Source organism: Streptomyces sp. NBC_00873 (genome assembly GCF_045207415.1).
Taxonomy (GTDB): domain Bacteria; phylum Actinomycetota; class Actinomycetes; order Streptomycetales; family Streptomycetaceae; genus Streptomyces.
In genome coordinates this window covers 7,641,946-7,664,407 of the sequence record NZ_CP108803.1, presented here as the reverse complement: position 1 = coordinate 7,664,407, position 22,462 = coordinate 7,641,946, and the positions used below count along the sequence as shown (strand labels likewise).

The window sequence follows — 22,462 nt, the reverse complement described above, 5'->3', positions numbered from 1 at the left end:
GATGCAACTTAACAAGGCCTGCGCGAGGCCCGGTTGGCCGTCTCAGCCGGTGAACTCAGCGGGCCGGCGGGATGGAGACCGCCATGGTGAGTTCGGTGGGCTCGGAGCCGTCGTTGCGGTAGGCGTGCGGGTGGTGCGCCTCGAAGGTGGCGGAGGTGCCTGCAGGTACGGAGTGCGCCTCGCCGTCGACGACCAGAGTGAGTACGCCCGTGGTGACGTGCAGGAGTTCGACGGTGCCTTCGGGATGCGGGTCGGAGGCACTGCCCTCGCCGGGCATCAGGCGCCAGGACCAGAGTTCGAGGGGACCCCTGGCCTCCGTACCGACGAGGAGAGTCGTGGAGCTGCCCGCCTCGGTGGACCACATGCGCACCGCCTGGCTCTCGGGCACCAGCCGCACATGGGAGCCCTGTTCGTAGTCGAGCAGGGTGGTGATGCTGACGCCCAGCGCGTCGGCGAGCTTGACGGTGGTGCCGACGCTCGGGTTGGTGCGCGCCTGCTCGATCTGGATGATCATGCCTCGGCTGACGCCCGCGCGGGCGGCGAGGGCGTCCAAGGTGAAGCCGCGTTCGCCGCGCCAGCGCTTGAGGTTGCGCGCGAGCGACTGCGTGAGCTGGTCGAGGTCAGACACGTTCCGTCCAATATTCTGGATGACAGAGTCGAAAATACTGCACTACGGTGTGGTGCACCCACTCGTTCATCGCACTGTACTGCGAGGCATGCCATGACAGCACTGTTCGCCCTGGCCACCAGCCTGCTGTGGGGACTGGCCGACTTCGGCGGCGGGCTGCTCACGCGACGTGTGCCCGCGCTCACCGTGGTCGTCGTCTCGCAGACGGTGGCAGCCCTCGTGCTGGGCGTCGTCGTGGTCGTGACCGGCGGCTGGAGCGAGGCAGGACCGCAGCTCTGGTTCGCCGTCGCGGCGGGTGCGGTCGGGCCGGTCGCGATGCTGAGCTTCTACACGGCGCTGGCGCTCGGCCCGATGGGGGTCGTCTCCCCGCTCGGATCGCTGGGCGTTGCCGTGCCGGTGAGTGTCGGACTGATCGTCGGCGAGCGTCCCGGTCTGCTGCAGTTCGCGGGCGTTGCCGTGGCGGTCGTGGGCATCGTGCTGGCGGGCGGGCCGGAGCTGCGCGGGGTGCTGGGTGAGCGGCTGCGCACAGTGCAGGCGGCGGGGGCCGGTCTGGCTCGGGTGGGAACGGTGCTGCTCGCCACCGGATAGGCGGCGGACTCGCGCCAGGCGTGTCCGGCGGATCAGGCCGGACCCCGCTCCCTGATCCAAACGAAAGACCCTAGCTGTCTTCCAGTTCCGCGACGGCCAGCAGCTGCTCGGGCGTCACGCCCGCCGGGATCGGCACCGGGGCGGGTGTGCGCAGGGGCGGCTGCCAGCCCTTCTCCGGGTCCCAGCTGCGTACGACGCGTGCGGGCGCACCGGCCACGACCGCGTGGTCGGGCACCTCGCCACGTACCACCGCGCCCGCCGCGACCACCACGTTGCGCCCGAGCCTGGCGCCCGGCAGGACCACCGCACCCGTGCCTATCCAGCAGCCGGGTCCGATGGTGACCGGCTCCATGCGCGGCCACTGCCGGCCGACCGGCTCGTGCGGATCGTCGTAGCTGTGGTTCGTCGACGTGATGTAGACGTACGGTCCGCAGTACGTGTTCGACCCGATGGCCACCGTGGTGTCGGCGACGACGTGGCTGCCGCGGCCGAGCACCACCCCGTCCCCCAGGGTCAGGATGGGTTCCGAGCCGAGGTCCAGGTCCGGCATGAGTCCGGCGGTCAGGGTGACCTGTTCGCCGATGATGCAGTGGTCGCCGAGCTCGATCCACGGCTCCCCGAAGACCGTGCCCTGGGGGAACGCCAGCCGGGTCCCCTCGCCGATACGGCCGAACCGCAGCCCGCCCGCGTGTTCCGCGGTGATCGCGCCGGCCTCCTGTACCGCACGCCAGCCGCGCTGGACGGCTCGGGACAGGAGGCGCCGTCGCCAGGCGGCGAGGGAGGAGAACGTGTTGCTGTTCTTGGGCACTCGCTCACCGTAGTCGGCGCACCCGGGCCGGTCACCGCGGCTCCTTGTGATGTTCACCCCACTCACCGGCGGCCGGACGGCTGTCGCATACCGTTCCCCTGGCGCGAACGGACAACCACGGTCGGAGACACGGAGGAACGGGCAATGGCAGAGCAGGCGTTGATCACGGGCATGGGCGGCCACGAGCCGTACATCGACGCGGACGCGTTCACCGCGCCGACGTCGGTCGTGATCGGCGAGGTGACCCTGGCCGCGGGCTCCAGCGTCTGGTACCAGGCGGTGCTGCGGGCCGACTGCGCTCCCATCGCCATCGGCGCCGGCAGCAACATCCAGGACAACTGCAGCGTCCATGCCGACCCCGGGTTCCCCGTCACGGTCGGCGAGCGCGTCTCGGTCGGGCACAACGCCGTACTGCACGGCTGCACCGTCGAGGACGACGTTCTCGTGGGCATGGGGGCCACGGTCCTCAACGGTGCGCACATCGGCGCCGGTTCGCTGATCGCGGCCCAGGCGCTGGTCCCGCAGGGGATGCGGGTGCCGCCGGGCTCGCTCGTCGCGGGCGTGCCCGCCAAGGTCAAGCGGGAGCTGACCGAGGAGGAGCTCGAGGGCATCACGTTCAATGCCGTCGGGTACGTGGAACTGGCCAAGGAGCACCGTCAGGCGCACGAGAGCTGAGTGACGGACGAGTGGGGCCCGGTCAGCCGGGCCGCCCGGGCTCAGTCCGCTGCCGGTACGGTCCCCGGCTCGGCCACGGTACGTTCGGCGGACTGGGCCGCCGCCTTCTTGGCCCGGTTCTTGAGGACCAGCATCGAGGTCAGCCCGATCAGCACGGCGACCACCAGGCCGAGCCAGGAGAAGCGCTTGAGCCAGGCCTCGGCGACGACTCCGACCGAGTAGATGACCGCCGTGGTGCCGCCCGCCCAGACGATGCCGCCGAGCACATTGGCGATCAGGAACTTCCAGTACGGCATGTGCAGGACGCCGGCCAGCGGTCCGGCGAAGATACGCAGCAGCGCGACGAAGCGGCCGAAGAACACCGCCCACATGCCCCACTTGTGGAACGACCGCTCCGCCGTGGCGATCTGGTCCTCGCCGAAGTGCTTGGGGAACTTCCCGCCGAGCCGGGCGAGGAGCGGCCGGCCGCCCTTGCGGCCGATGGCGTATCCGATCGAGTCCCCGATGATCGCCCCGGCGGAGGCGCAGGCACCGAGGATCACCGGGTTGATGCCGCTGTGTCCGGCGGCCAGCAGCGCCGCGCTGACGAGGACGATCTCGCCCGGCAGCGGAATGCCCAGGCTCTCCAGACCGATGACGACGCCCACCAGGACGTACACGCTGACCGCGGGGACTGTCTCCAGCCACTCCTGGATGTGCAACGCCGGTTCCTCCCGTGCTGATGTGCCGTCGCCCGCCGGGCAATTCCTCGGCGCACGGCGGGCAGCCTACCTGTCGTGCCATCTGCGCGGACAGCACGATGGGCCGCCCGTACCCTCGATGGGGTGGGACGGCCCAGCTGGGGAGGCAGGCCGCTCAGGCGTTCGGCCGGAGCGTCCACACGACGGTCATCTCGCCGGTGACCGCGCCGTCCGCACGCCGGATCTCGATGGCGACGGGGAATTCGGGCCGCTTGCCCGCGTCGAGTTCGGCGACGACCTCCGCCACCGGCCGGCCGAGGATCGCGGTGGCGGTGACGACGCCCATCGCGAGCTTCTTGTAGCCGATCTCCGCCTTCACGGCGAGCGGTACGGCGCGGGACATCTGGTCCCCGAAGGCGGCGAGGACGATCGCGCCGCTGGCCGACTCCGCGAGCGTGAACATCGCTCCTGCGTGCGGTCCGCCGACGTGGTTGTGGTAGTCGGCCCGGTCCGGCATCCGGACGACCGCGCGCTCCGAGGTCGTCTCGATGAACTCGAGGTTGAGGGTCCTGGCCATCGGAACCGTCGCGAGGAGCATGTCTCCGACTGTCATCTGTTCAGTGCTCATGAGCCGAAGGTTACTCACGGGTAGGAGCGTTTGGCCATCCCTGGATCACGCCCGCACGCTCCCCTTTCGGCATCCGCGCGGCCACCGCCCCGACCGATCCTTCACGGGGGCGGGCGTAGTCGACCGGCCGCCGTCCCTCTATGGTTACTCGCCATGTGGCCAGGACAGCAGCCGCCCGGGGGCGAGCAAAACCCGCAGAACCAGAATCAGAACCCGTATCAGCAGCCGGGGTACCAACAGCCGAACCCCTATCAGCAGCCGGGATATCAGCAGCAAGGCCAGGCGGGGCAGCAGCCGGGATACCCGCAGCCAAATCCGTACCAGCAGCCCACCGTGCCGCAGTACGCGGTCCCGGGCCCGCCCGGTGCACCGCAGCCCGGGGGCGACAACAAGAAGAAGACGACCGTCGTCGCGATCGTCGCAGCCACTGCTGTGGTCGTGGCCGCCGTGGTCACCGGCGTCGTGGTGATGAACAAGGACGACAAGGGCGGCTCCGACGTCGCCGACGGCGGGACGTCGTCGGCGACGTCGGAGCCGCCCGCCGACACGTCCTCCGCGGTACCGAACCCGCGGGGCGCCGACGGGGACGCCAAGCCTCTCGTCGCCGGCTGGAAGGTCGTCACCAACCCCAAGTGGGGCACCCAGTTCGACGTACCCGGTGACTGGGAGGTCGGTTCGCCCGGGACGTTCTCGTACTTCGAGGACGACGAGAAGGGCGACGGCTCGCCCCTCATCGGCTTCTCCGCTCCGGCGTACTTCCAGAAGAAGTGGTGCGTCGACGACGACGACAAGGACGGCACCAAGGAGGAGTACAGCCTGGCCGGTGCGGGCACCCGCGGCGCCGCGGGCGCCACCGACGCCGACGCCAACGCCCACAGTGAGGCCGGGACCTGGGCATGGGCCGCCTACGCGCAGCACATGCCGCAGAAGACCATCAAGTTCAGCAAGGCGAAGAAGTACACCACCCGGTCGGGTCTGACCGGCAGCCTCGTGACGGCCACCGCCCCTGACGTCACCAAGAAGAAGAAGTGCGACTCCGACGGCAAGACCTTCGCCTTCACCTTCAAGAACAAGAACGGTGACTTCTCCTCCTGGGTCCTCTACGGTGCCGACTCCGTCAAGGACGAGCTCCCGGATGCCACGATCATGAAGATCCTCAGCACGGTGCGGCTGACCGAGGTCACCGCCTCCTGACCTGCTCCACCTGCTCCGGCAAAGCATTTGGCAGGGCGGGGGCCCGGCAGCGATAGTTCCTCGGTGACTCCTGCCGGCATCCCCCGTCCCCGCATCCGCCGCCCCGCCTGGGCCGGCCGCAACTACGGTCTGCTGACCGCCGCCGCGATCATCACCGGCCTGGGTACCCACGGTGCGTTGATCGCGGCGGCGTTCGCCGTTCTGCAGTCCGGTGGCGACGGCGGTGACGTCGGCCTGGTGGCAGCCGCCCGTACCGCGCCGCTGGTGCTGTTCCTGCTCATCGGCGGCGCCATCGCGGACCGGGTGCCGCGCCACCGGGTGATGGTGGCGGCGAACGCGCTCAACTGTGTCTCGCAGGCCGCGTTCGCCTGGCTGGTCCTGGCCGGCGACCCGAAGCTGTGGCAGATGATGCTGCTCACCGCGTTGTGCGGTACCGGGCAGGCGTTCTTCAACCCGGCGGCCGAGGGCATGCTGATGTCCAGTGTCAGCGGCGAACAGGCCGGCCGCGCCTTCGCGCTCTTCCGGATGTCGATGCACGGGGCCGCCATCGGTGGTGCCGCGCTCGGCGGTGCCATGATCGCGGCGATGAATCCGGGCTGGGTGCTGGCCGTCGACGCGGCGGCCTTCGCGGTGGCCGGTGCGCTGCGCGCCTTCCTGGATGTCGCCCACATCCCGGCGCGGGAGCCGGGCGGCGGACTCCTGTCCGATCTGCGCGAGGGCTGGCAGGAGTTCAGCGGCCGCCCCTGGCTGTGGTCGATCGTGGCGCAGTTCTCGGTGGTGGTCGCCGTGGTCGGTGCCGCCGAGTCGGTGTACGGGCCACTGGTCGCCAGGGACGAGCTCGGCGGCGCCCGTCCCTGGGGATTCGCGCTCGCCGCGTTCGGGGTCGGGACGCTGTGCGGGGCGCTGCTGATGATGCGCTGGAAACCCCGGCGGCTCCTGCTCGCCGGGACGCTCTGCGTCTTCCCGCTGGCCCTGCCGTCGGCGGCGCTGGCGGTGCCGCTGCCGGTGGCCGGGCTCAGCGCGGTGATGTTCGTCAGCGGCGTGACCATCGAGGTGTTCGGCGTCTCCTGGATGACGGCCCTGCATCAGGAGATCCCGGAGGAGAAGCTGTCGCGCGTATCCGCGTACGACTGGTTCGGATCGGTGGCGATGCTGCCGCTGGCCACCGCGGTCGCCGGTCCGGTGGAGGGCCTGGTCGGGCGCGGTCAGGCGTTGTGGGGCTGCGCGGCGCTGGTCGTGCTCTGCACGGCGGCCGTCCTGTTCGTACCCGACGTACGCAACCTCACCCGCCGGACCGCAACCATCGAGGTTGCGTCAGGCAAGACGCTGTCAGCCGATACCGAAGGAACCGTCGGGCGGCTCGGGTGAGGCGACCGCGTCGGCGTCCCCGACCGGCCGTGCCGCGCCGATGAGCCGGGCCAGACCGGTGCCGTGCTCGACCCGGGCGGGGAAGACGTCTGCGGCGCAGCGGCGGGCCAGGGCCGCGGTGTCGAGGGGGCTGCGAGAGGCGACCAGGACGTGGTTGCCGAAGCGCCGGCCGCGCAGCACCGCCGGTTCGGCGATCAGCGCGAGCTCTTCGAAGACGGCGGCGAAGTTGGCCAGTTGCGAGCGGAGGAATGCGAAGGGTGCGCCGTCGGCGAGGTTGGCGGCATAGATGCCGTCGTCCCGCAGAGCCCGCCCGGCCGCCTGCGCGTACTCGACGGAGGTGAGGTGCGCGGGCACGCGCGATCCGCCGAACACGTCCGCGATCAGGACGTCGACGGTGCCGGGCGGTGTCTGTTCCAGCAGTCCGCGGGCGTCGGTGCCGTGCACGGTGATGCCGCTGTCGTCGGGGAGTGGCAGCTGCTCGGCGACCAGGGCGAGCAGGCCCAGGTCGGCCTCGGCGACGACCTGCCGGGAACCCGGCCGGGTCGCGGTGACATAGCGGGGCAGGGTGAGGGCGCCGCCGCCGAGGTGGAGTACGTCGAGAGGCGCGTCCGGTTCCGCGGCACAGTCCAGGACATGGGCGAGCCGTCGGGCGTACTCGAACTCCAGGTGGACCGGATCGTCGAGGTCGACGTACGACTGGGGTGCGCCGTCGACCGTGAGCAGCCAGGCCCGGTCCCGGTCCACGTCGGGAAGGAGTCTGGCGGTGCCCTGGTCCACTTCTCGGATCACGGGTATCGGCTCGTTCACTCCCCCATTGTGGGGTGCCGGTTCAGCTGCCGACGACCGCGGCGACCGCTTCGGTGTGCGCCGCGGACTGCGCGAGTCCGGCGCGGGCGGCGGCGGCCCGGCGGCTCGGGTCGAGGGAGTTGCGGCCGAATGCCTTCCTGGCAGCCGCGTCCGGGGTGATGACCGCGACCCGGGCACCCTTCGCTTCGAGGTCGGTGGCCTGGGACCGGGGGGAGATGATCACCTTGTTGCCACTGGCCGTCGGTGCGATGACGACGACGCGCTCATACCCTGCGGCCAGATGGGCGTTGGCCGGGGAGTACACCCCGCCGTCGATCCAGCCCTGCCCGTCGATGGTGGCGACCGGCCAGACTGCGGGGACGGCGCAGCTGGCGGTGACGGCGTCGGCGAGCGGGATACCGCTGTCCTTGTCGAAGATGTGGAGTTCACCCGTGTCCGCGCGGACGGCGGTGATCCGCAGCTGCCGCTCGGGCCAGTCGGGCGACAGGAGCCGGCTCGCGATCAGCTCCTGCCGTTCGGCCGCGGTGATGGCGGTCCGGGTCTCCCGCGCCATCCGGGCCAGCTTCTGCCCGTACGCCTCCGGGGTACGGGAGGTCAGCACCGCCCGGGCGTAGCGCATGAGGTTGGCGGTGCCGAGCTTCCCGCCGGTCTCGCCCTGCGGATCGGCCAGCTGACGTGCGTACAGTTCCGGGAGGCCGAGCAGTCCGGAGGCGAGCTGGGCACCGACGAGGGCCCCGGCGGAGCTTCCGATGACGAGATCCGCGGTGGACAGGTCCACGCCCGCCTCGGCGAGCCCGTGCAGGATTCCGGTCTCCCAGGCGCCGCCGGTGCCACCGCCTGCTCCGAGTACCAGTGCAATGTCTGCCATGCCGTCAGTCTCGCGCAGGGCACCGGGTCCGCCTCCCGTGGGGTCGGGATGCGGACCCGGCGCCCGGATCAGAGCAGGCCGGTGACGGTGCCCGCGCCGACCGTGCGGCCGCCCTCGCGGATCGCAAAGCCGAGCCCGGGCTCCAGCGGGGTGTCGCGGCCCAGTTCGACGGTCATGGTGACCGTGTCGCCGGGGCGCGCCACCGCCGCTTCGCCGAGGTCGACGTCCCCGACGACGTCCGCGGTACGGATGTAGAACTGCGGCCGGTAGCCGGTGGCGACCGGCGTGGTCCGGCCGCCTTCCCGCGCCGACAGGACGTACACCTGCGCGGTGAAACGACGGCTCGGCGTCACGCTGCCGGGCGCCGCCACCACGTGGCCGCGGCGGACCCGGTCGCGCTCCACCCCGCGTACGAGCAGCGCCACGTTGTCACCGGCCTGCGCGGACTCCATCGGCTTGCCGAAGGTCTCCAGGCCGGTGACGACCGTCTCGATGTCCGCGCCGAGCACGGAGACCCGGTCACCGACGCGTACGGTGCCGCGCTCGACGGCTCCGGTGACGACCGTGCCCCGGCCGGTGATGGTAAGGACGTTCTCCACCGGCAGCAGGAACGGCGCGTCGGTGTAGCGCACCGGCATCGGTACGTACGTGTCGACGGCGTCCAGCAATGCCTCGACGGACGCGGTCCAGCGCGGGTCGCCGGCCAGCGCCTTCAGGCCCGAGACGCGGACGACGGGGACGGTGTCGCCGCCGTAGCCGTGCGCGGAGAGCAGCTCGCGGACCTCCAGCTCGACCAGGTCGGTCAACTCCGGGTCGCCCGCGTCGGCCTTGTTGAGGGCGACGACGATGTGGTCGACGCCGACCTGGCGGGCGAGCAGGACGTGCTCGGCGGTCTGCGGCATGATCCCGTCGAGCGCGGACACGACGAGAATCGCCCCGTCGAGCTGCGCGGCGCCGGTGACCATGTTCTTGACGTAGTCGGCGTGACCGGGCATGTCGACATGTGCGTAGTGCCGGGTGTCGGTCTCGTACTCGACGTGCGCGATGTTGATGGTGATGCCGCGCTGTGCCTCCTCCGGCGCCCGGTCGATGCGGTCGAACGGGACGAACGTGCCGGTGCCGCGGTCACTGAGGACCTTGGTGATGGCGGCTGTCAGGGTGGTCTTGCCGTGGTCGACGTGGCCCATGGTGCCGATGTTGAGGTGCGGCTTGGTGCGCACGTATGCCGTCTTGGGCATGGCTCATTCCTTGGAAACTCGAAGCTGAGAGAGAAGACCCCAGGGCCCCGCCGACCCTCCCCTTACGGGGTCCGCCGGACTGTCGGGGGAGGGTCAGCTTCGGGCGCCGCCGATGGGCGCTGCGGGAGCGGTGAACGCTGCTGCGTCGACTGCGGCTGCTGCCGCGGTGATTGCGGCGGCAACGAGGAAGGAAGGGATGACGGCAGCCTTCGGCGCGTCCGCGACTGCGGACTGCGCTGCGAGGAAGGCGTACCGGAACATGGGTCCGATCATGGCCGACGGCCGCGGCCCCGTCGAATGGTTTTCCACCGGGCCCAAAAAGGGAGTTCGGCGCCGACCACGCCTCAGAGGTGCTTCATGGCTTCGCGTACGGACAGCGGCGAGAGCCGGTCCCGGGCGCCGTCGACGAAGTGCCTTACAGCCCGCGGATCGGTCTTGGCATACTCGCGAAGACACCAGCCGATCGCCTTGCGGACGAAGAAGTCGGGGTGATCCGCCCGGCGCAGGCAGTAGCCGAAGAGCCGTTCGGTGTCGGTGGCGTCCCGGTGGCGCAACTGGTGCAGCAGGGCGGTGCGGGCGATCCACAGGTTGTCGTCCTCGATCCACTCGTCCATCACCGTCTTCAGCTCCGGGTCGGCGGCGACGAGCGGTCCTGCGACATGGGCGGCGAGCACATCGACGGTGTCCCACCAGGGGACGGTGGAGACGAGGTGCCGTACGACGGGCAGGAACCGGGAGGAACAGCGGGGCACGTGGCGGCGCAGATAGTCGCCGGCGAAGTACTGGTACTCCCGCTCGGGCAGCTTCCAGCAGCGCACGGCGACGGCCGCGCAGTCCGCCTCGTCGGGACGCCCGGTGCCGTCCAGGACCGTGCGTGACAGGGCCCGGCGCTGCGGGGTGGGGATGCCGAGGAACGGGGCGACGTGCTTCATGTACGCGCCGGCGGATGCCGCCCTCCCGGGATCGGCGGCCGTGGGGTAGAGGACCGTCAGACGCGCCAGCACGGTGTCGGCGAGCTCGCTCGGCGGCACGCCGGGAGCGGCTTCGGCTGCGGGGCTCATACGGTGCACATTACGGCGATCACCAGCAGATGTCGGTTACTCTCCCCGAATGCTCGACCCCGTCCCCGCCGCCCGGCCCGCCACCGGCCTCGCCGTGCGCTGCACGAGGGCGCTGCTCTCGCCCTGGTCCCGGTTCTCGCTGCTCGTGGCCGTGCTGCTGGCCGCCGCGGCCACCACGCTGCTCCTCGATCCCCAGCGCCTCCTGGCCCATGGCTGGCCGGCGCAGCTGAGCGGTGGCGGCGCAGCGGTCCTGCTGTTCGGCCTCGCGTACGGCGTGTCCACCGTGGCGTTCGTGCCGCGGCCGCTCCTCAACCTCGCCGCGGGTGCGCTGTTCGGGTCGCAGGCCGGTCTGGCCGCCGCCCTGGCGGGCACGGTGCTCGGCGCGGGCATCTCGTTCGGGCTGGGCAGGGTGCTCGGGCAGGACGCGCTCCGTACGCTGGTGCGCGGGCGCTGGCTGAAGGCTGCGGACGGGCAGCTGAGCCGGCACGGCTTCCGTTCGATGCTGGCGCTGCGGCTCTTCCCGGGGGTTCCGTTCGCCGCCGCCAACTACTGCGCCGCGGTCTCACGGATGGGGTATCCGCCGTTCCTGGTGGCCACCGGGCTCGGCTCGATCCCGAACACCGCCGCCTACGTCGTCGCGGGCAGCGAGGCCTCGTCCCCGACATCGCCCGCGTTCCTGGCGGCGATGGGCTTCATCGTGCTGACGGGCGTCGGCGCGGCCTTCGTCGCCTGGCGCAAGCGGCACCGCCTCGCCTCGGACTGAGCCTGTGAGCCGGTCTGCGGTCCGGTGCCCCTCTGACACCACCGGGGGTCAGCAGTGGGTGCGGGGGCAGTCGTACCCCCGTTCACCCAAGGGCGATACGCTGCCCGCGCACCACAGACGAGCACCGGGCCCGACGTGGCCCGTCCCCCATATGACCGCAATCCGCACACTGTCGACGGCCCTGGAGGCCGTCGACCGATGCACGATCACTTCCGGGATGGCCAAAGCCCCATGAGCTGGTTCGAATCGTTCGTCCTGGGCCTCGTTCAGGGACTGACCGAGTTCCTGCCGATCTCCTCCAGCGCGCATCTGCGGCTCACCGCAGCGTTCGCCGGCTGGCAAGACCCGGGTGCGGCGTTCACCGCCATCACCCAGATCGGCACGGAGGCCGCAGTCCTCATCTACTTCCGGAAGGACATCGTCCGGATCGTCTCGGCCTGGTTCCGCTCGCTGACCAACCGGTCGATGCGCGGCAACCACGACGCGCAGATGGGCTGGCTCGTCATCGTCGGCTCCATCCCGATCGGCGTCCTCGGCGTGACCTTCAAGGACCAGATCGAGGGTCCGTTCCGCGACCTCCGACTCATCGCCACCACCCTGATCGTGATGGGCATCGTCCTCGGCATCGCCGACCGCCTCGCCGCCCGCGACGAGGTGGGTGGCAAGCACCGGGCGATCAGGGAGCGCAAGTCCCTCAAGGAACTCGGCGTCAAGGACGGCCTGATCTTCGGCTTCTGCCAGGCGATGGCCCTGATCCCCGGCGTCTCCCGCTCGGGCGCCACGATCAGCGGCGGTCTGCTGATGGGCTACACCCGCGAGGCCGCCGCCCGCTACTCGTTCCTGCTCGCGATCCCGGCGGTGCTCGCCTCGGGTGTCTTCGAGCTGAAGGACGCGGGCGAGGGGCATGTGTCATGGGGGCCGACGATCTTCGCGACGTTCATTGCCTTCGGCGTCGGATACGCGGTCATCGCCTGGTTCATGAAGTTCATCACGACCAAGAGCTTCATGCCGTTCGTCATCTACCGCGTGCTTCTCGGACTGCTCCTCTTCGCGCTGGTGGCTGCGGGGGTACTGAGCCCGCACGCGGGCGAGTCGGCGGGCTGATCGCGCTTCATTTCCGGCCTCGACGCTAGCTTCGAACTGGAGATTACTAGTGTGAACTAGAGGCATTTCGAGCCCGCTCGACATGATCATCTCCCACTCGTCTCCCATTCGGTCTCCCAGATGACTGAACCGGGGCGAGGCCGCCATCTGGAGGGGTGGACCGCAGCCTCGCCCCGGTCAGACCGTTCAACGAATGGCAGTGACACATGACGTCATGGCGCCTGCTCGGTTTCCCGGGCGGCGCAGGCGACGGCATCCGAGCAGGCCCGCGGGAACCAGCTGTACGCAGCACCTCCCTCGGGCCGAGCCCGCTTCTCTCCGAGGTCCATGTCCTCGCCGACGGTGAGAGGTGCCCTGCACCAGACGCAGGACCATCCGCGCTGCTGCTGTTCCGTCAGGTCACTGACTGTCGGTAAGTCCCTCACGGTCATGGCGTCCCCGGCTCTCGTTGATCTGCTGTGACTGCAAGGCAGGACGGGGTACAACGGGGGTGGGCACGCAAAGTGCGTGCTCTGTTCGGGAAGTGCTCCATGGAGACTGGACGCATCGGCCGACGCATCGCCTACTGGCGAGAGCGGCGCGGCTTCTGCCGCGCGGGCTGGCGCTGAGGCCAGCAAGGCTCACGCCCTGCTGTCGCGAGTTCTACAGCTCACGGCCTCATTCCTTCATAAGTACGGCCCAGCAACAGCCGTGCAGGCCGCGGTGGTCGCCGACAGAGCCCTGGCTGCGGCCGAACGCTCCGGTGACGCGGTGGCGATCGGTGCGGCATCGAGGCGGGTAGCGAAGTCGCTCGCCCTCGACGCGGTCGGCGCGGTTGTCAGTCCCACCTCGTAGCCTTCTCTCATGTCGATCACCCCTTCGCCCGCCACCCCTGTGCGCTCCCCCGTCGCGGTGAACGCGGACATCCGCGCGCTGTGGGCGGCCGGCCCGCTGTCGCCGGAAGGTGAGGCGGAGTATCAGCGGCTGCTGGTGGAGTGGGAGGCGGCAGTCCGGGCGGATGTCGTCGCAGCTGCCTGACCTGCGCGGCTGCAGTCGATTGTCAGTGCTGCCGTTTACGATCCGGCCGCGGCAATCGATCTCCCTGAAGATCTGATCATGCTGGAACGTTCCGCCGCTGAAGAGCAGCGCAAGGCCCTCGCCGAGCCGTACACGGAGGAGGCGTGGGCGCCGTGGCGTGAGGCGGCGGCAAAGTTCCAGGCCGCGGTGACCGCGCACGCCGAGGCGACCGGGGTGTCCCGGTTCGAGCTGGAGATGGCCGTGAAGAAGGCTGTGCTGCAACCGGAGCCAGAGGGCAACAGTTGATACGCGTCCGCCACGTCCGGGCGCTGTTCCGGGCGGGGCGGTCTCGTAGCTGCGCCCAGCCATAGGCGCGAATGTGATGAGTCCACGGTAGCGGGCCGGTATGACAACCGGTCCGAGGGTCACTTGGGGCCTGCGCAACTATCTGCGTACCTCACGGGTCAGACCATGCACACCTACACATGGAGTGCCATCGTGAGACCCGTCGCTGTCCTGCTCGCTGCTGTTGCTGCGCTGTCTCTCACCGCCTGCTCGGCCGGGGAAAAGGACGTTACGAAGCCCGCGCCGAGGGCGACGACGCCGACCGCCGACTATTCCGCCCCCGAGATGACGGCAGGCCTTCCTCCCGAACCGATGGGGGCCGGCCGCGAGGTCTACCTTCGCGCGATCCGGGCCGTGGACCCGCGCCTCGTCGAGGACGAGGAGAAAGCCATCGACGCGGGGCGAAACCAGTGCACCACGCTTATGGACGGGGGTGACAAGGCTGACTGGCTCGCGGCGCAGCGCTTCGGGAACGACTCCCGGCCGTTAACGGACGCGCAAGGGAAGCAGCTGAATGCCGCGCTGCGGGAGACGCTCTGCCCTGAGTGACAACCCCGCCGACCTGCCGACCTGTTTTCGACAGGGTGGACGGGAGCCACTCGGGCAATGGGAATGGGAGCCACGTCGCTCTGTTCGTGGCGGAGTTGGACCGTGGCACAGGTCCATGATCGGCAACGAGATTGGGAGCCACCCCTGTCCGGTGACATACGACGTTGCCGGGCTGGGTGCCGGAGTGCCTGTGCGAGCGGTCCACGCGCGGACCGATGGCTCGCGTGGCGATTTCTCCCAGTCCGCACGTCCGATAGGAACGACGCCGACCCCTCCGTCGTTTCCCGACCGTCAACTGTGTTGAGGGCGATGGGGGGTCAGCTGTGGCGATGTGGGCCATGTCGTTCTCGGCATTCGTGTGTCTACTGGTCTTGTTCGCCCTGGCGGAGAGCGCGTGGCGATGGTTCACGGGGCTGGGCTTGATCCCGTGGCTACGCAGGCGCACGGGGCGGTCGTTGTCGAACACGGCCTTCGATGAATTCACGGCGGTCGTGAACGGAAACAAAACGGTAGAGCTGGAGCAGCGGCGGGTGGAGCTGCTGCGGCGGGACGACGAGAGCGACGGTGCGCCGCCCCGCTCCAGCATCGACCTGACCAAGGGCACCGCCTTCATCGTGTTGCCACAGGAAGCGGACGACCCGTGCGCTGACAGGCGCGAGGCCCTTGAGGGCCGGCGGTGAAACGCGAACCGGAGGGAACGGGCGCAGAACCGTCCACGCTATGGGGGCGTATCGCATGCTTGTGGGCGGCCGCGTTCGCCGGGTTGCACTTCTACTGGGCCGTCGGCGGTGATGTGGGGCTGAGCATCTCCGCCGGTCCGCTGGCCACCGAGCGCCCGCTGTGGTTCGTCGTAGCCGGTTTGTGGGGTGTGGGTGCGCTCTGCCTCCTCGGCGCCCTGCTGGCATGGCTGCTTGCCCGGTCCAGGCTCCGGGGCGGTCCCGCTCTGCTGGCCAGGTGGCTGGGGTGGGGCGTCAGTGCCCTCCTACTGGCCCGTGGCGTCGGTATCGAGGTGCTGCTGCTGACCAACACAACGCACCTGGACACCTCCGTGAGTGTGGGGCAGCGGGCCTGGACGCTGGCCCTCTGGAACCCCTGGTTCATCGCCGGAGGACTGGCCTTCGGCCTCGCGACCCTTCGGTCCAGCAGGCATACCGACGCAGAACCGCCACCCGCGTCCAGCCGCTAATTGCTCCGCCAGTCAGCCCACAGCCCCACTACTCCAACAGCGGCAGGTCACACACCATCAGACAGGGTGGCTCCCAATCTCGTTGCCGGACCAGCGGCTCCCAATCTCACCGCCCCACCGGCTCTACTTCACCTTGTCGAAAACAGCCGACCGCTATCGATCAGCGACGGCCACAACGCGCAGTGAGTGGCCCCGCCGACGGGGGACGCAGCGGGGCCAAGGCCAGTGTGGCAGGCAGTCGACAGTTGGGGCGGTATCAGTCCGCCTCTTCTGTGGCTCTGTTCACTACGAAAGTAGATCTTGACCGCGCGATGATCTCGGCAAGTGCCGCCGATGTCGCAGGCCGGCCAGGCCCTTGGCAATGTCCGTGTCATCGATGAGCACGCGGTGCCTGAGTGGACCGTCGCTGACGATCTCGACCTCGTGCCTGCTCACGCGTTCCACCATCCTGGCTGCTCGCTGGCCGTGTGTCGGCTGTGGCATGACGTGCACAGGCCGCGGCCGTTGGCCGGATCGTCTGGATCCTTGCCCTGGGCCACGAGCTGCCGCCTGTCGAGCGGCCAGTGGTCTGCGTGTACGGATGGCTGGCCGCATGGTGATGCGTGGCCGTGGCCCTCGTCGGTGCACACACAGCGCGGGTCGCGGGGGAGGACGGCCGGCCGGAAGCGCGTCTCGTCCTGCTTGCCGTAGCCGCGGTGCCGTGCGGTGCCGCGTCGTTGCTCCACATCGCGCCGGTGGTCGAGGCAGCGGCCGCCCTGGTCGGTGTACTCGGGGCAGCCAGGGCGTGAGCACACGCGCCACCTTGTCCGTTTGGCCATCAGTGTCGTGCCGCCTTCCGTAGCATCCGGGGCACCGATTGAGGGGTTGCGCGTGAGGCTCTGGATTGTGACTGCTGTGGCTGTTGCCGGCGTGGTGTTGGCTGGGTGCAGCAGCGGTGACGGAGACGGTGAAGGGAAGGCGGGCGGGTCCGGGGGGAAGCCGTCGAAGGCGGCGTCGGCCCCGTCAGGGGAGACACTGTCCTCGGTGTTGGTGCCGAAGTTCGAGGAGGCCAGCAAGGAGGGTGGTGATGGGGTGTGTGCGGATCCGGGGTCATCTGGGTGTGCCGCGCATCTGGGCGGCATCATGGCGCTGGTCGACGAGTTGAGGACTACCGTCCTTGACGGTGGGATAGAGCAACGCTATCCGCGCACGATGGATCAGGTGTGGAAGATGGGCCCGGCCTGGAGGGACTATGAGTCCAGCGGGTGTAAGAAGTCGGCCGACGCGATGGTGGATGGGTCGTCGTGCTTCACGGACGCGGCGACGATTCTGGCGGGGGCGCCGATCATCGGGATGTCGCTGAAGACGGATGAGATCCGGTGGGAGCTGGACGGCTGACCTGCTGGACGTGACGAAGGCCGTCAGGCGGCCCGATCAGATGCAGCGGCCCGGAGACGACGAGGAGCACGCCGGTCCCGTAGCAGAGGCGCTCCACCGGGCGCACATTCCGCCACGCGGGCGCGGTCGGCAAGGAGCCGACTGCGCTACCGCGCACCGGCTCTGTCGTGGTGGCCCGTGCGGGCTGGTTCTCCATGCCCGGAGCATCGCTCGGGAAGCGCCCAGCGTCGTCGTACATCCGGAGGCAGTTGGGGTACGCCCCTCGGAGCACCGGTCATCAACCCACCCGTCGGTGGCGCGCCTTGAGCACGACGACGAGCGACACCGGGCTGGACGACCTGCTCCCGGGGCGCCGGCCTGTCGCTTCCCATCGCGTTGCACGTTTGACCGCCCCGGTCCGTAATCCTGCGCCAGGAGGACATCGAAGTCCCCGGCCTCGTCGACGAGTTGACGGCGCCGCCGAGAGCGGGCAACTCCACTGCCGCCTACTGCCTGCATCTGCTCCACCTCAGCCGTGGCGAACGCCGGGACGCCGGGACGCCGCACACTGGGCCGACCAGGCCGCTCACCTGGACTCCGCCCCGCCGTCCCGCCGACGAGCCGGCTGAACATCCGTCACTCCACCGCGCAGTGCCACCGGCGGGTGCCGAGCCCGGCCCTGCGCGCGGCCGTACAGCGGCTGACGGTCGAGGAGGACGACGAGTACGGCAGCGTCCCGCACCCCGACCCGTGGCTCGCCGAGCAGATCGAGGGCCTCGCCGCGGCCCTGTGAGTGCGCCGAGCCCGCGGGCCGGACGCGCAACGGGCCGCGCGTCGTGCCCGTGCCCGCCCGCGCAGGATCGTGCCGGAGCGCCGGAGGGCGACCGGCCGTAGCGTACGGAACAGGTCCCGCGGTGGTCCGGGTCGGCCTCCGCCCGGCACCGGAAAGCGGCCGGCCTGCACCCGCCGGGCCGGCCCTCGGACGCACAGGGTAGAAAAGGGCCGAAAGGCCCTGCCGGATGCTGCGTTCGCATACCAGCCTGGGACATGCACCGCCGGACTCTGGAGGACTCCATGACCACCACCGGGCTTCCCGTGATCGCCGCCGTCGACGGCTCGTCGCACAGCTACGAGGCCCTCGACTGGGCCGCGCGCGAAGCCGTCCGGCGAGGACTTCCGCTGACGATCGTGCATGTCCGGATCCCCACCCGGCGTACCGTCCAGGAGGCCCAGCAGCGACAGGCCGAGGAGCTGCTCACGGAGTCCGTACGGCGGGTGTCGCTGATCGCTCCGGACCTGCACCCGGCCACGCTCAGCCCGCTCGACTTCCCCGTGTCCGCGCTGACCTCGCTCGGCCAGAACGCGTCGCTGCTGGTGCTGGGCTCCCGCGGTCTGGGCGGATTCCGGTCCCTGCTGATCGGCTCGGACAGCCTTGCGACGGCTTCGATGGCCACGTGCCCGGTCGTCGTCATCCACAGCGGTCGGGGGGACGACGACGCGGTGGACGCGGCGGAGACATATCCGGACATCGTTGCGGGAGTGGCTGCCGACGAGAGCAGCAAGGCGGTACTGGATTTCGCCTTCGAGGCAGCAGCAGCCCGGCCCGGCGCGCGGCTGCGGATCGTGCACGGCTGGACGATGTTCTCGTCGATGCTCTCCGGCGGACCCGTCTTCGACCGGGACGCGGCGGCGGGCGCCGCCGAGCGGACCCTCGGGGAGCTCACCGCAGGCCGGCGCGAGAAGTACCCGCAGGTCGAGCTCGTGCTGGAGCCGATCCATGGCTCCGCGTCGCGCACCCTGGTCACGGCGTCGGCGACCGCCGCGCTCACGGTGATCGGGCGGCGCAAGGGCGGCGAGGAGCTCGGGTTCGGGCTGTCCCCGGTCGCGCAGACGACGCTCACGCACGCGCTCGGGCCGGTGGCCGTGGTCCCCTGCTGAGGCACGCACCGTGCCGGGCACCGGACATCCGGATCAGGACCGGACCGCCGCCGCGCGTGCACGGCCCTTGGCCTCGGCGGTCGACGGGCACACACTGACCGCATGACGCAGCGCGTGGCTCTCGCAACCGTGATGGACCAGCTGTCCATCGATGCAGTGATCACCGGCTATGCGGTGGCGGTGGACGACAGCGCCTGGCAGGACTACGGGGAGCTGTTCACCCCGGACGGCCGCGCCGACTACCGCAGCGCGGGCGGCATCGAGGGGACCGCCGCCGAGGTCGCGCAGTGGCTCGCGGAAACCATGCGCCTCTTCCCCGTACGACAGCATCTGATCGTCAACCGCCGGCTCGACCTCCAGGACCTGGGGGGCTATCCCGGCGACCGGGCCGAGGTGCAGGCCGACTACCTCAACCCGATGCGGCTGCGGGGCGCGCCGGACGACGGCGCCACCGAGGCCGCGGACACCACCACGGCGCCGAACTTCGTCTCCGGCGGCCGGTACGCGTTCGGGCTGTTGCGCACGGAGACCGGCTGGCGGATCCGTACCGTCGCCGTCCATGAGAAGTGGCGCAGCCTCACCGGGGAGCTCGCCCCCGGCTGATCCGCGCCTCGGGCCCCACTCCCCTCTGGCCGCGGCCGTTCCCCTCCCCCCACACTGGGGAAGGAGGAGGGGGACACTGCTCACCGGGCAGGACGAGGAGGCGCTGCATGCGAATTCCGGCCGTTCGGCGTGAGCAGGGGGAGCGCCTGCTCCGGTCGCCCTGGTGGCGCGGTGGTGCTGCGCTGCTCGCGGGTGCACTGCCCGCGCTCGCCTTTCCCGCCCCGGCTCTGTGGTGGTTCGCGTACGTCGCGCTGGTGCCGTGGCTGCTGCTGATCCGGTCGGCAGGTACGGGTCGGCGGGCCGCACTCGACGGCTGGCTCGGCGGTACGGGCTACCTGATCGCGGTGCACAACTGGCTGCTGCCGAGCCTGCATGTGTTCCTCGTGATATTGGCGGCGTTCCTCGGTCTGCTCTGGGCGCCGTGGGGGCTGCTGGTCTCCCGGCTGCTGGGCGGATCACCGTCCCTCGCGAGGGTCGCGGCGGCCCTGATCGTGGTCCCGTCCGGCTGGCTGATGATCGAACTGGCCCGCTCCTGGGATGCGCTCGGTGGTCCCTGGGGGCTGCTCGGCGCGAGCCAGTGGCAGGTGCCCGTGGCGCTCCGGGTGGCATCGGTCGGAGGGGTGTGGCTGGTGAGCCTCCTGGTGGTGACGGTGAACATCGCGGTCACCCTGCTGCTCGTGACGTCCGCCGCCCGTACGGCCGCGGCGGCCGGCGTCGTGGTGGGCGCGCTGGCAGTGGGCGCGATATGGAGGTGGGCGCCGCAGCCGGAGCCCGCGGGAGCGACCCGGATCGCCGTCGTACAACCCGGCGTGGTCGAGGGGCCGAACAGCGTGGAGCTGCGTTTCGCACGCAGCGAGCAGCTGACCCGCACGCTGGTGGGCCGGCAGCTCGACCTGGTCGTCTGGGGCGAGAGCAGCGTCGGCGAGGACCTGTCACGGCGCCCGGATCTCGCGGCCCGGATCGCGAAGCTGTCACGCGAGGTCGGCGCGGATGTGCTGGTCAATATGGATGCCCGGCAGACCGGCGCCTCGGGCCGGACGGGGATCTTCAAGAGTGCGGTGCTGGTGGGGCCGGACGGCCCGACCGGGGACCGCTACGACAAAATGCGTCTGGTGCCGTTCGGCGAGTACATTCCGGCTCGTTCGATGCTCGGCTGGGTGACGTCGCTGGGCAAGGCGGCGGGCGAGGACCGGCTGCGCGGGACCCGGCAGGTACTGATGTCCGTTCCCGAGCCGCCCTCCCCGGTGTATTCCTCAGGGTCCCCCGGCGGAGCGGAGAGGCTGCGTACAGGTCCGCTGATCTGCTTCGAGTCGGCGTTCCCCGACATGAGCAGGCAGCTTGCCCGGGACGGGGCCCAGGTGCTGATCGCCCAGTCGTCGACGTCCACCTTCCAGCACAGCTGGGCGCCGGCCCAGCATGCCTCGCTGGGCGCCCTCCGGGCGGCGGAGACCGGCCGCCCGATGGTGCACGCCACGCTCACCGGGATCAGTACGGTGTACGACGCGCAGGGGCGTCGCATCGGCACCCCGCTCGGTACGGACACCAGCGCGGCCGCCGTGTTCGACGTACCGCTGGCCACCGGCAGCACGCTCTACGTCCGGCTGGGCGACTGGCCGGCGCAGGGTGCGCTCGGGGTGCTGGCGGTGTTCTGCGCCAATGAGGGTGCACGGTCCCTCCGGCGGCGGAGCTCGGCGGAGCCGGTCGGTGCGGCCGCTCAGGCGGGCCGGCTATGACGGGGCGTTGACCGAGACGATGTGCCCCTGTGCGTCGACGGTGAGGGCAACCCGTTCGACCTTGTTCGTCACGGCCAGCGCCACCCACACGGCGCCCCACATAAAGCAGCTGAACACCATGAGCAGAGCGTGCAGCACATGGTTCAGCGGCTGCCCGCGGACCATGACGACCTGCGTCTCGGCGCGCGACTCCACCCGCCAGCCGCTCGCGATCCGCTGATTGACCGCCCAGTCCAGGATCAGGCCGCGCTGCATCGCGTCGGGTGGCCGCCCGTCCGCCGAGTAGTAGCCGGGCGGCGGCTGGAGAGCGCCCCACCCCTGTGGCTCGTCGTGGGGCTTCACCAGGTCACCTCCACGGGCTGGCGGTCCATCCCCCCAGCCTGCATCCGGCTCGTGCGGGACGCATCCGGACCCGCCCTGACCAGCGGTTTCCGCTACGCCCGGTCCAGGTCCCGCAGGATGCGCTCGCACAGTTCGTGCGTCTCCAGCGCGTCCCGGGCGCTCAGCAGCTTCCCGGCACGCACGGCGTCCAGGAAGGACAGCACGCACTGCTCGATGCCGCGCTGACGGGCCACCGGCACCCAGTCACCACGCCGCCGCAGGCTCGGCTGTCCCTTGTGGTCGATCACCTCGGCAAGGTTGACGACCTCACGCTTGGAGTCCTGTCCGGAGACTTCGAGCCGCTCCTCCGTCGAGCCGCTGAGCCGGTTCATCGCGCCGATGGCGGTGAATCCGTCTCCGGACAGCTGCAGCACGACATGGTGCATGAAGCCTTCGCGGATCCGCGCCCGTACGACGGTGTGCTCGACCGGCCCCGGCACCAGGAAGCGCAGGGTGTCGACGACATGGATGAAGTCGTCGAGCACCATGGCGCGCGGTTCCTCGGGCAGGCCCACCCGGTTCTTCTGCATGAGAATCAGCTCGCGCGGGTGCTCGACGCACTGCGCATAGCCGGGCGCGAACCGCCGGTTGAAGCCGACGGCCAGGCTGACACCGCGCTCCTCGGCAAGGTTGACCAGCCGCTCGGAATCGGCGAGTTCGTAGGCGAGCGGCTTGTCCACGTACGTGGGCACACCGGCCCGGAGCAGCCGGTCGGTGATCTCCGGGTGTACGGAGGTCGGGGCGTGGACGAAGGCGGCGTCCAGGTCCTGGGCGATCAGCGAGTCGAGCTCGGAGTGGCACTGCTCCGGCGGGATCCGGTGGGACGCGGCGACGGCGGCGAGGGTGGCGGGAGTGCGGGTCTGCAGATGCAGTTCGACCCCGGGCAAGGTGGTGAGGACCGGCAGATACGCCTTCTGCGCGATGTCGCCGAGCCCGATGCAGCCGACCTTCACTGGGGTCTCCCT

The 22,462-nt window shown here is 70.4% G+C and carries 28 protein-coding genes and 1 pseudogene; 17 read left to right on the top strand and 12 right to left on the bottom strand.

The window, feature by feature from the left end; all coding sequences use genetic code 11:
* Window positions 1-55 precede the first annotated feature (55 nt).
* Window positions 56-628, bottom strand: a complete 573-nt coding sequence (locus OH809_RS35425; RefSeq protein WP_406417404.1) for a helix-turn-helix domain-containing protein — start codon at window positions 626-628, stop codon at window positions 56-58.
* Between the two features lie 93 nt (window positions 629-721).
* Between OH809_RS35425 and OH809_RS35420 the strand changes: the two are divergent.
* Window positions 722-1,177: pseudogene (locus OH809_RS35420) on the top strand (EamA family transporter); the annotation flags it as partial.
* A 109-nt stretch (window positions 1,178-1,286) separates the two neighbouring features.
* Here the strand turns inward: OH809_RS35420 and OH809_RS35415 are convergent.
* The gene (locus OH809_RS35415) at window positions 1,287-2,024 is read right to left on the bottom strand and encodes an acyltransferase (RefSeq protein ID WP_406516038.1); all 738 of its coding nucleotides are present in this window, start codon (window positions 2,022-2,024) and stop codon (window positions 1,287-1,289) included.
* Between the two features lie 144 nt (window positions 2,025-2,168).
* Here OH809_RS35415 and OH809_RS35410 point away from each other — a divergent pair, with 144 nt between their 5' ends.
* Window positions 2,169-2,699: a gamma carbonic anhydrase family protein gene (locus OH809_RS35410; protein ID WP_406417407.1), complete on the top strand. Its 531-nt coding sequence runs from the start codon at window positions 2,169-2,171 to the stop codon at window positions 2,697-2,699.
* A gap of 41 nt (window positions 2,700-2,740) precedes the next feature.
* On the opposite strand, the gene OH809_RS35405 is transcribed toward OH809_RS35410, so the two are convergent.
* Both OH809_RS35405 and OH809_RS35400 read right to left on the bottom strand, forming a co-directional pair.
* Entirely contained in the window at window positions 2,741-3,400 is a 660-nt protein-coding gene (locus OH809_RS35405; RefSeq protein ID WP_406417408.1) for a DedA family protein, read from the bottom strand.
* Window positions 3,401-3,554: 154 nt separating this feature from the next.
* Entirely contained in the window at window positions 3,555-3,992 is a 438-nt protein-coding gene (locus tag OH809_RS35400; protein WP_406516306.1) for a DUF4442 domain-containing protein, read from the bottom strand.
* A 168-nt stretch (window positions 3,993-4,160) separates the two neighbouring features.
* On the opposite strand from OH809_RS35400, the gene OH809_RS35395 reads away from it, so the two are divergent.
* Both OH809_RS35395 and OH809_RS35390 read left to right on the top strand, forming a co-directional pair.
* Complete coding sequence (locus tag OH809_RS35395) at window positions 4,161-5,201, top strand: hypothetical protein (RefSeq protein ID WP_406516037.1); 1,041 nt, start codon at window positions 4,161-4,163, stop codon at window positions 5,199-5,201.
* Between the two features lie 63 nt (window positions 5,202-5,264).
* On the top strand, window positions 5,265-6,569 hold the full coding sequence (locus tag OH809_RS35390) for an MFS transporter (RefSeq protein WP_406417412.1): 1,305 nt from the start codon (window positions 5,265-5,267) through the stop codon (window positions 6,567-6,569).
* Here OH809_RS35390 and OH809_RS35385 read toward each other — a convergent pair.
* The 5 genes from OH809_RS35385 to OH809_RS35365 all read right to left on the bottom strand — a co-directional run bounded on the left by OH809_RS35385 (window position 6,531) and on the right by OH809_RS35365 (window position 10,543).
* Complete coding sequence (locus OH809_RS35385; protein WP_406417414.1) at window positions 6,531-7,376, bottom strand: spermidine synthase; 846 nt, start codon at window positions 7,374-7,376, stop codon at window positions 6,531-6,533. The genes OH809_RS35390 and OH809_RS35385 overlap by 39 nt on opposite strands.
* Before the next feature lie 22 nt (window positions 7,377-7,398).
* Window positions 7,399-8,244 (bottom strand): patatin-like phospholipase family protein, encoded by an 846-nt coding sequence (locus OH809_RS35380; protein ID WP_406417416.1) that lies wholly within the window; start codon window positions 8,242-8,244, stop codon window positions 7,399-7,401.
* Between the two features lie 68 nt (window positions 8,245-8,312).
* Window positions 8,313-9,482, bottom strand: a complete 1,170-nt coding sequence (gene tuf, locus OH809_RS35375) for an elongation factor Tu (protein ID WP_406417418.1) — start codon at window positions 9,480-9,482, stop codon at window positions 8,313-8,315.
* Between the two features lie 93 nt (window positions 9,483-9,575).
* Entirely contained in the window at window positions 9,576-9,743 is a 168-nt protein-coding gene (locus OH809_RS35370) for a hypothetical protein (RefSeq protein ID WP_406417420.1), read from the bottom strand.
* A gap of 83 nt (window positions 9,744-9,826) precedes the next feature.
* Entirely contained in the window at window positions 9,827-10,543 is a 717-nt protein-coding gene (locus OH809_RS35365) for a DNA alkylation repair protein (RefSeq protein ID WP_406417422.1), read from the bottom strand.
* Window positions 10,544-10,592: 49 nt separating this feature from the next.
* Between OH809_RS35365 and OH809_RS35360 the strand changes: the two genes are divergently transcribed.
* From OH809_RS35360 to OH809_RS35325, 8 genes are all read left to right on the top strand, one after another.
* Window positions 10,593-11,306, top strand: a complete 714-nt coding sequence (locus OH809_RS35360) for a TVP38/TMEM64 family protein (RefSeq protein WP_406417424.1) — start codon at window positions 10,593-10,595, stop codon at window positions 11,304-11,306.
* 231 nt (window positions 11,307-11,537) lie between these two features.
* Window positions 11,538-12,410 (top strand): undecaprenyl-diphosphate phosphatase, encoded by an 873-nt coding sequence (locus OH809_RS35355; RefSeq protein WP_406417425.1) that lies wholly within the window; start codon window positions 11,538-11,540, stop codon window positions 12,408-12,410.
* A gap of 702 nt (window positions 12,411-13,112) precedes the next feature.
* Window positions 13,113-13,244, top strand: a complete 132-nt coding sequence (locus OH809_RS35350; RefSeq protein WP_406417426.1) for a hypothetical protein — start codon at window positions 13,113-13,115, stop codon at window positions 13,242-13,244.
* A gap of 9 nt (window positions 13,245-13,253) precedes the next feature.
* Window positions 13,254-13,427: a hypothetical protein gene (locus OH809_RS35345; RefSeq protein WP_406417428.1), complete on the top strand. Its 174-nt coding sequence runs from the start codon at window positions 13,254-13,256 to the stop codon at window positions 13,425-13,427.
* A 78-nt stretch (window positions 13,428-13,505) separates the two neighbouring features.
* Window positions 13,506-13,712 carry a hypothetical protein gene (locus tag OH809_RS35340; RefSeq protein WP_406417429.1) on the top strand — a complete coding sequence of 69 codons (207 nt, stop codon included), beginning with the start codon at window positions 13,506-13,508 and terminating at the stop codon, window positions 13,710-13,712.
* A 192-nt stretch (window positions 13,713-13,904) separates the two neighbouring features.
* On the top strand, window positions 13,905-14,300 hold the full coding sequence (locus tag OH809_RS35335) for a hypothetical protein (protein WP_406516036.1): 396 nt from the start codon (window positions 13,905-13,907) through the stop codon (window positions 14,298-14,300).
* A gap of 329 nt (window positions 14,301-14,629) precedes the next feature.
* Entirely contained in the window at window positions 14,630-14,980 is a 351-nt protein-coding gene (locus OH809_RS35330) for a DUF6191 domain-containing protein (RefSeq protein ID WP_406516305.1), read from the top strand.
* Window positions 14,977-15,486 carry a DUF3995 domain-containing protein gene (locus tag OH809_RS35325; RefSeq protein ID WP_406417433.1) on the top strand — a complete coding sequence of 170 codons (510 nt, stop codon included), beginning with the start codon at window positions 14,977-14,979 and terminating at the stop codon, window positions 15,484-15,486. The genes OH809_RS35330 and OH809_RS35325 overlap by 4 nt, the downstream gene beginning before the upstream one ends.
* A gap of 431 nt (window positions 15,487-15,917) precedes the next feature.
* On the opposite strand, the gene OH809_RS35320 is transcribed toward OH809_RS35325, so the two are convergent.
* On the bottom strand, window positions 15,918-16,280 hold the full coding sequence (locus OH809_RS35320) for a holin (protein WP_406417434.1): 363 nt from the start codon (window positions 16,278-16,280) through the stop codon (window positions 15,918-15,920).
* A gap of 76 nt (window positions 16,281-16,356) precedes the next feature.
* On the opposite strand from OH809_RS35320, the gene OH809_RS35315 reads away from it, so the two are divergent.
* The 5 genes from OH809_RS35315 to lnt all read left to right on the top strand — a co-directional run bounded on the left by OH809_RS35315 (window position 16,357) and on the right by lnt (window position 21,116).
* Complete coding sequence (locus OH809_RS35315) at window positions 16,357-16,863, top strand: hypothetical protein (RefSeq protein ID WP_406417436.1); 507 nt, start codon at window positions 16,357-16,359, stop codon at window positions 16,861-16,863.
* A 514-nt stretch (window positions 16,864-17,377) separates the two neighbouring features.
* Complete coding sequence (locus tag OH809_RS35310) at window positions 17,378-17,635, top strand: hypothetical protein (RefSeq protein WP_406417438.1); 258 nt, start codon at window positions 17,378-17,380, stop codon at window positions 17,633-17,635.
* 281 nt (window positions 17,636-17,916) lie between these two features.
* Window positions 17,917-18,780, top strand: a complete 864-nt coding sequence (locus OH809_RS35305) for a universal stress protein (protein ID WP_406417439.1) — start codon at window positions 17,917-17,919, stop codon at window positions 18,778-18,780.
* Window positions 18,781-18,882: 102 nt separating this feature from the next.
* Window positions 18,883-19,383 carry a nuclear transport factor 2 family protein gene (locus OH809_RS35300; RefSeq protein ID WP_406417441.1) on the top strand — a complete coding sequence of 167 codons (501 nt, stop codon included), beginning with the start codon at window positions 18,883-18,885 and terminating at the stop codon, window positions 19,381-19,383.
* A 107-nt stretch (window positions 19,384-19,490) separates the two neighbouring features.
* A complete protein-coding gene (gene lnt / locus OH809_RS35295; RefSeq protein WP_406417443.1) occupies window positions 19,491-21,116 on the top strand; it encodes an apolipoprotein N-acyltransferase in 1,626 nt (541 codons plus the stop codon).
* On the opposite strand, the gene OH809_RS35290 is transcribed toward lnt, so the two are convergent.
* Complete coding sequence (locus tag OH809_RS35290) at window positions 21,111-21,458, bottom strand: hypothetical protein (protein WP_406417444.1); 348 nt, start codon at window positions 21,456-21,458, stop codon at window positions 21,111-21,113. The two genes, lnt and OH809_RS35290, sit on opposite strands and share 6 nt — an antisense overlap.
* A gap of 92 nt (window positions 21,459-21,550) precedes the next feature.
* On the bottom strand, window positions 21,551-22,450 hold the full coding sequence (locus OH809_RS35285; protein WP_406417445.1) for a Gfo/Idh/MocA family protein: 900 nt from the start codon (window positions 22,448-22,450) through the stop codon (window positions 21,551-21,553).
* Between the last annotated feature and the right edge of the window lie 12 nt (window positions 22,451-22,462).

Coding starts and splice junctions, on each gene's coding strand:
- OH809_RS35410 (WP_406417407.1), top strand. CDS start 2,169: ATGGCAGAGCAGGCGTTGATCACGGGCATGGGCGGCCACGAGCCGTAC.
- OH809_RS35400 (WP_406516306.1), bottom strand. CDS start 3,992: ATGACAGTCGGAGACATGCTCCTCGCGACGGTTCCGATGGCCAGGACC.
- OH809_RS35395 (WP_406516037.1), top strand. CDS start 4,161: ATGTGGCCAGGACAGCAGCCGCCCGGGGGCGAGCAAAACCCGCAGAAC.
- OH809_RS35380 (WP_406417416.1), bottom strand. CDS start 8,244: ATGGCAGACATTGCACTGGTACTCGGAGCAGGCGGTGGCACCGGCGGC.
- tuf (WP_406417418.1), bottom strand. CDS start 9,482: ATGCCCAAGACGGCATACGTGCGCACCAAGCCGCACCTCAACATCGGC.
- OH809_RS35370 (WP_406417420.1), bottom strand. CDS start 9,743: ATGTTCCGGTACGCCTTCCTCGCAGCGCAGTCCGCAGTCGCGGACGCG.
- OH809_RS35365 (WP_406417422.1), bottom strand. CDS start 10,543: ATGAGCCCCGCAGCCGAAGCCGCTCCCGGCGTGCCGCCGAGCGAGCTC.
- OH809_RS35360 (WP_406417424.1), top strand. CDS start 10,593: ATGCTCGACCCCGTCCCCGCCGCCCGGCCCGCCACCGGCCTCGCCGTG.
- OH809_RS35355 (WP_406417425.1), top strand. CDS start 11,538: ATGAGCTGGTTCGAATCGTTCGTCCTGGGCCTCGTTCAGGGACTGACC.
- OH809_RS35345 (WP_406417428.1), top strand. CDS start 13,254: ATGTCGATCACCCCTTCGCCCGCCACCCCTGTGCGCTCCCCCGTCGCG.
- OH809_RS35340 (WP_406417429.1), top strand. CDS start 13,506: ATGCTGGAACGTTCCGCCGCTGAAGAGCAGCGCAAGGCCCTCGCCGAG.
- OH809_RS35330 (WP_406516305.1), top strand. CDS start 14,630: ATGTGGGCCATGTCGTTCTCGGCATTCGTGTGTCTACTGGTCTTGTTC.
- OH809_RS35305 (WP_406417439.1), top strand. CDS start 17,917: ATGACCACCACCGGGCTTCCCGTGATCGCCGCCGTCGACGGCTCGTCG.
- OH809_RS35300 (WP_406417441.1), top strand. CDS start 18,883: ATGACGCAGCGCGTGGCTCTCGCAACCGTGATGGACCAGCTGTCCATC.
- lnt (WP_406417443.1), top strand. CDS start 19,491: ATGCGAATTCCGGCCGTTCGGCGTGAGCAGGGGGAGCGCCTGCTCCGG.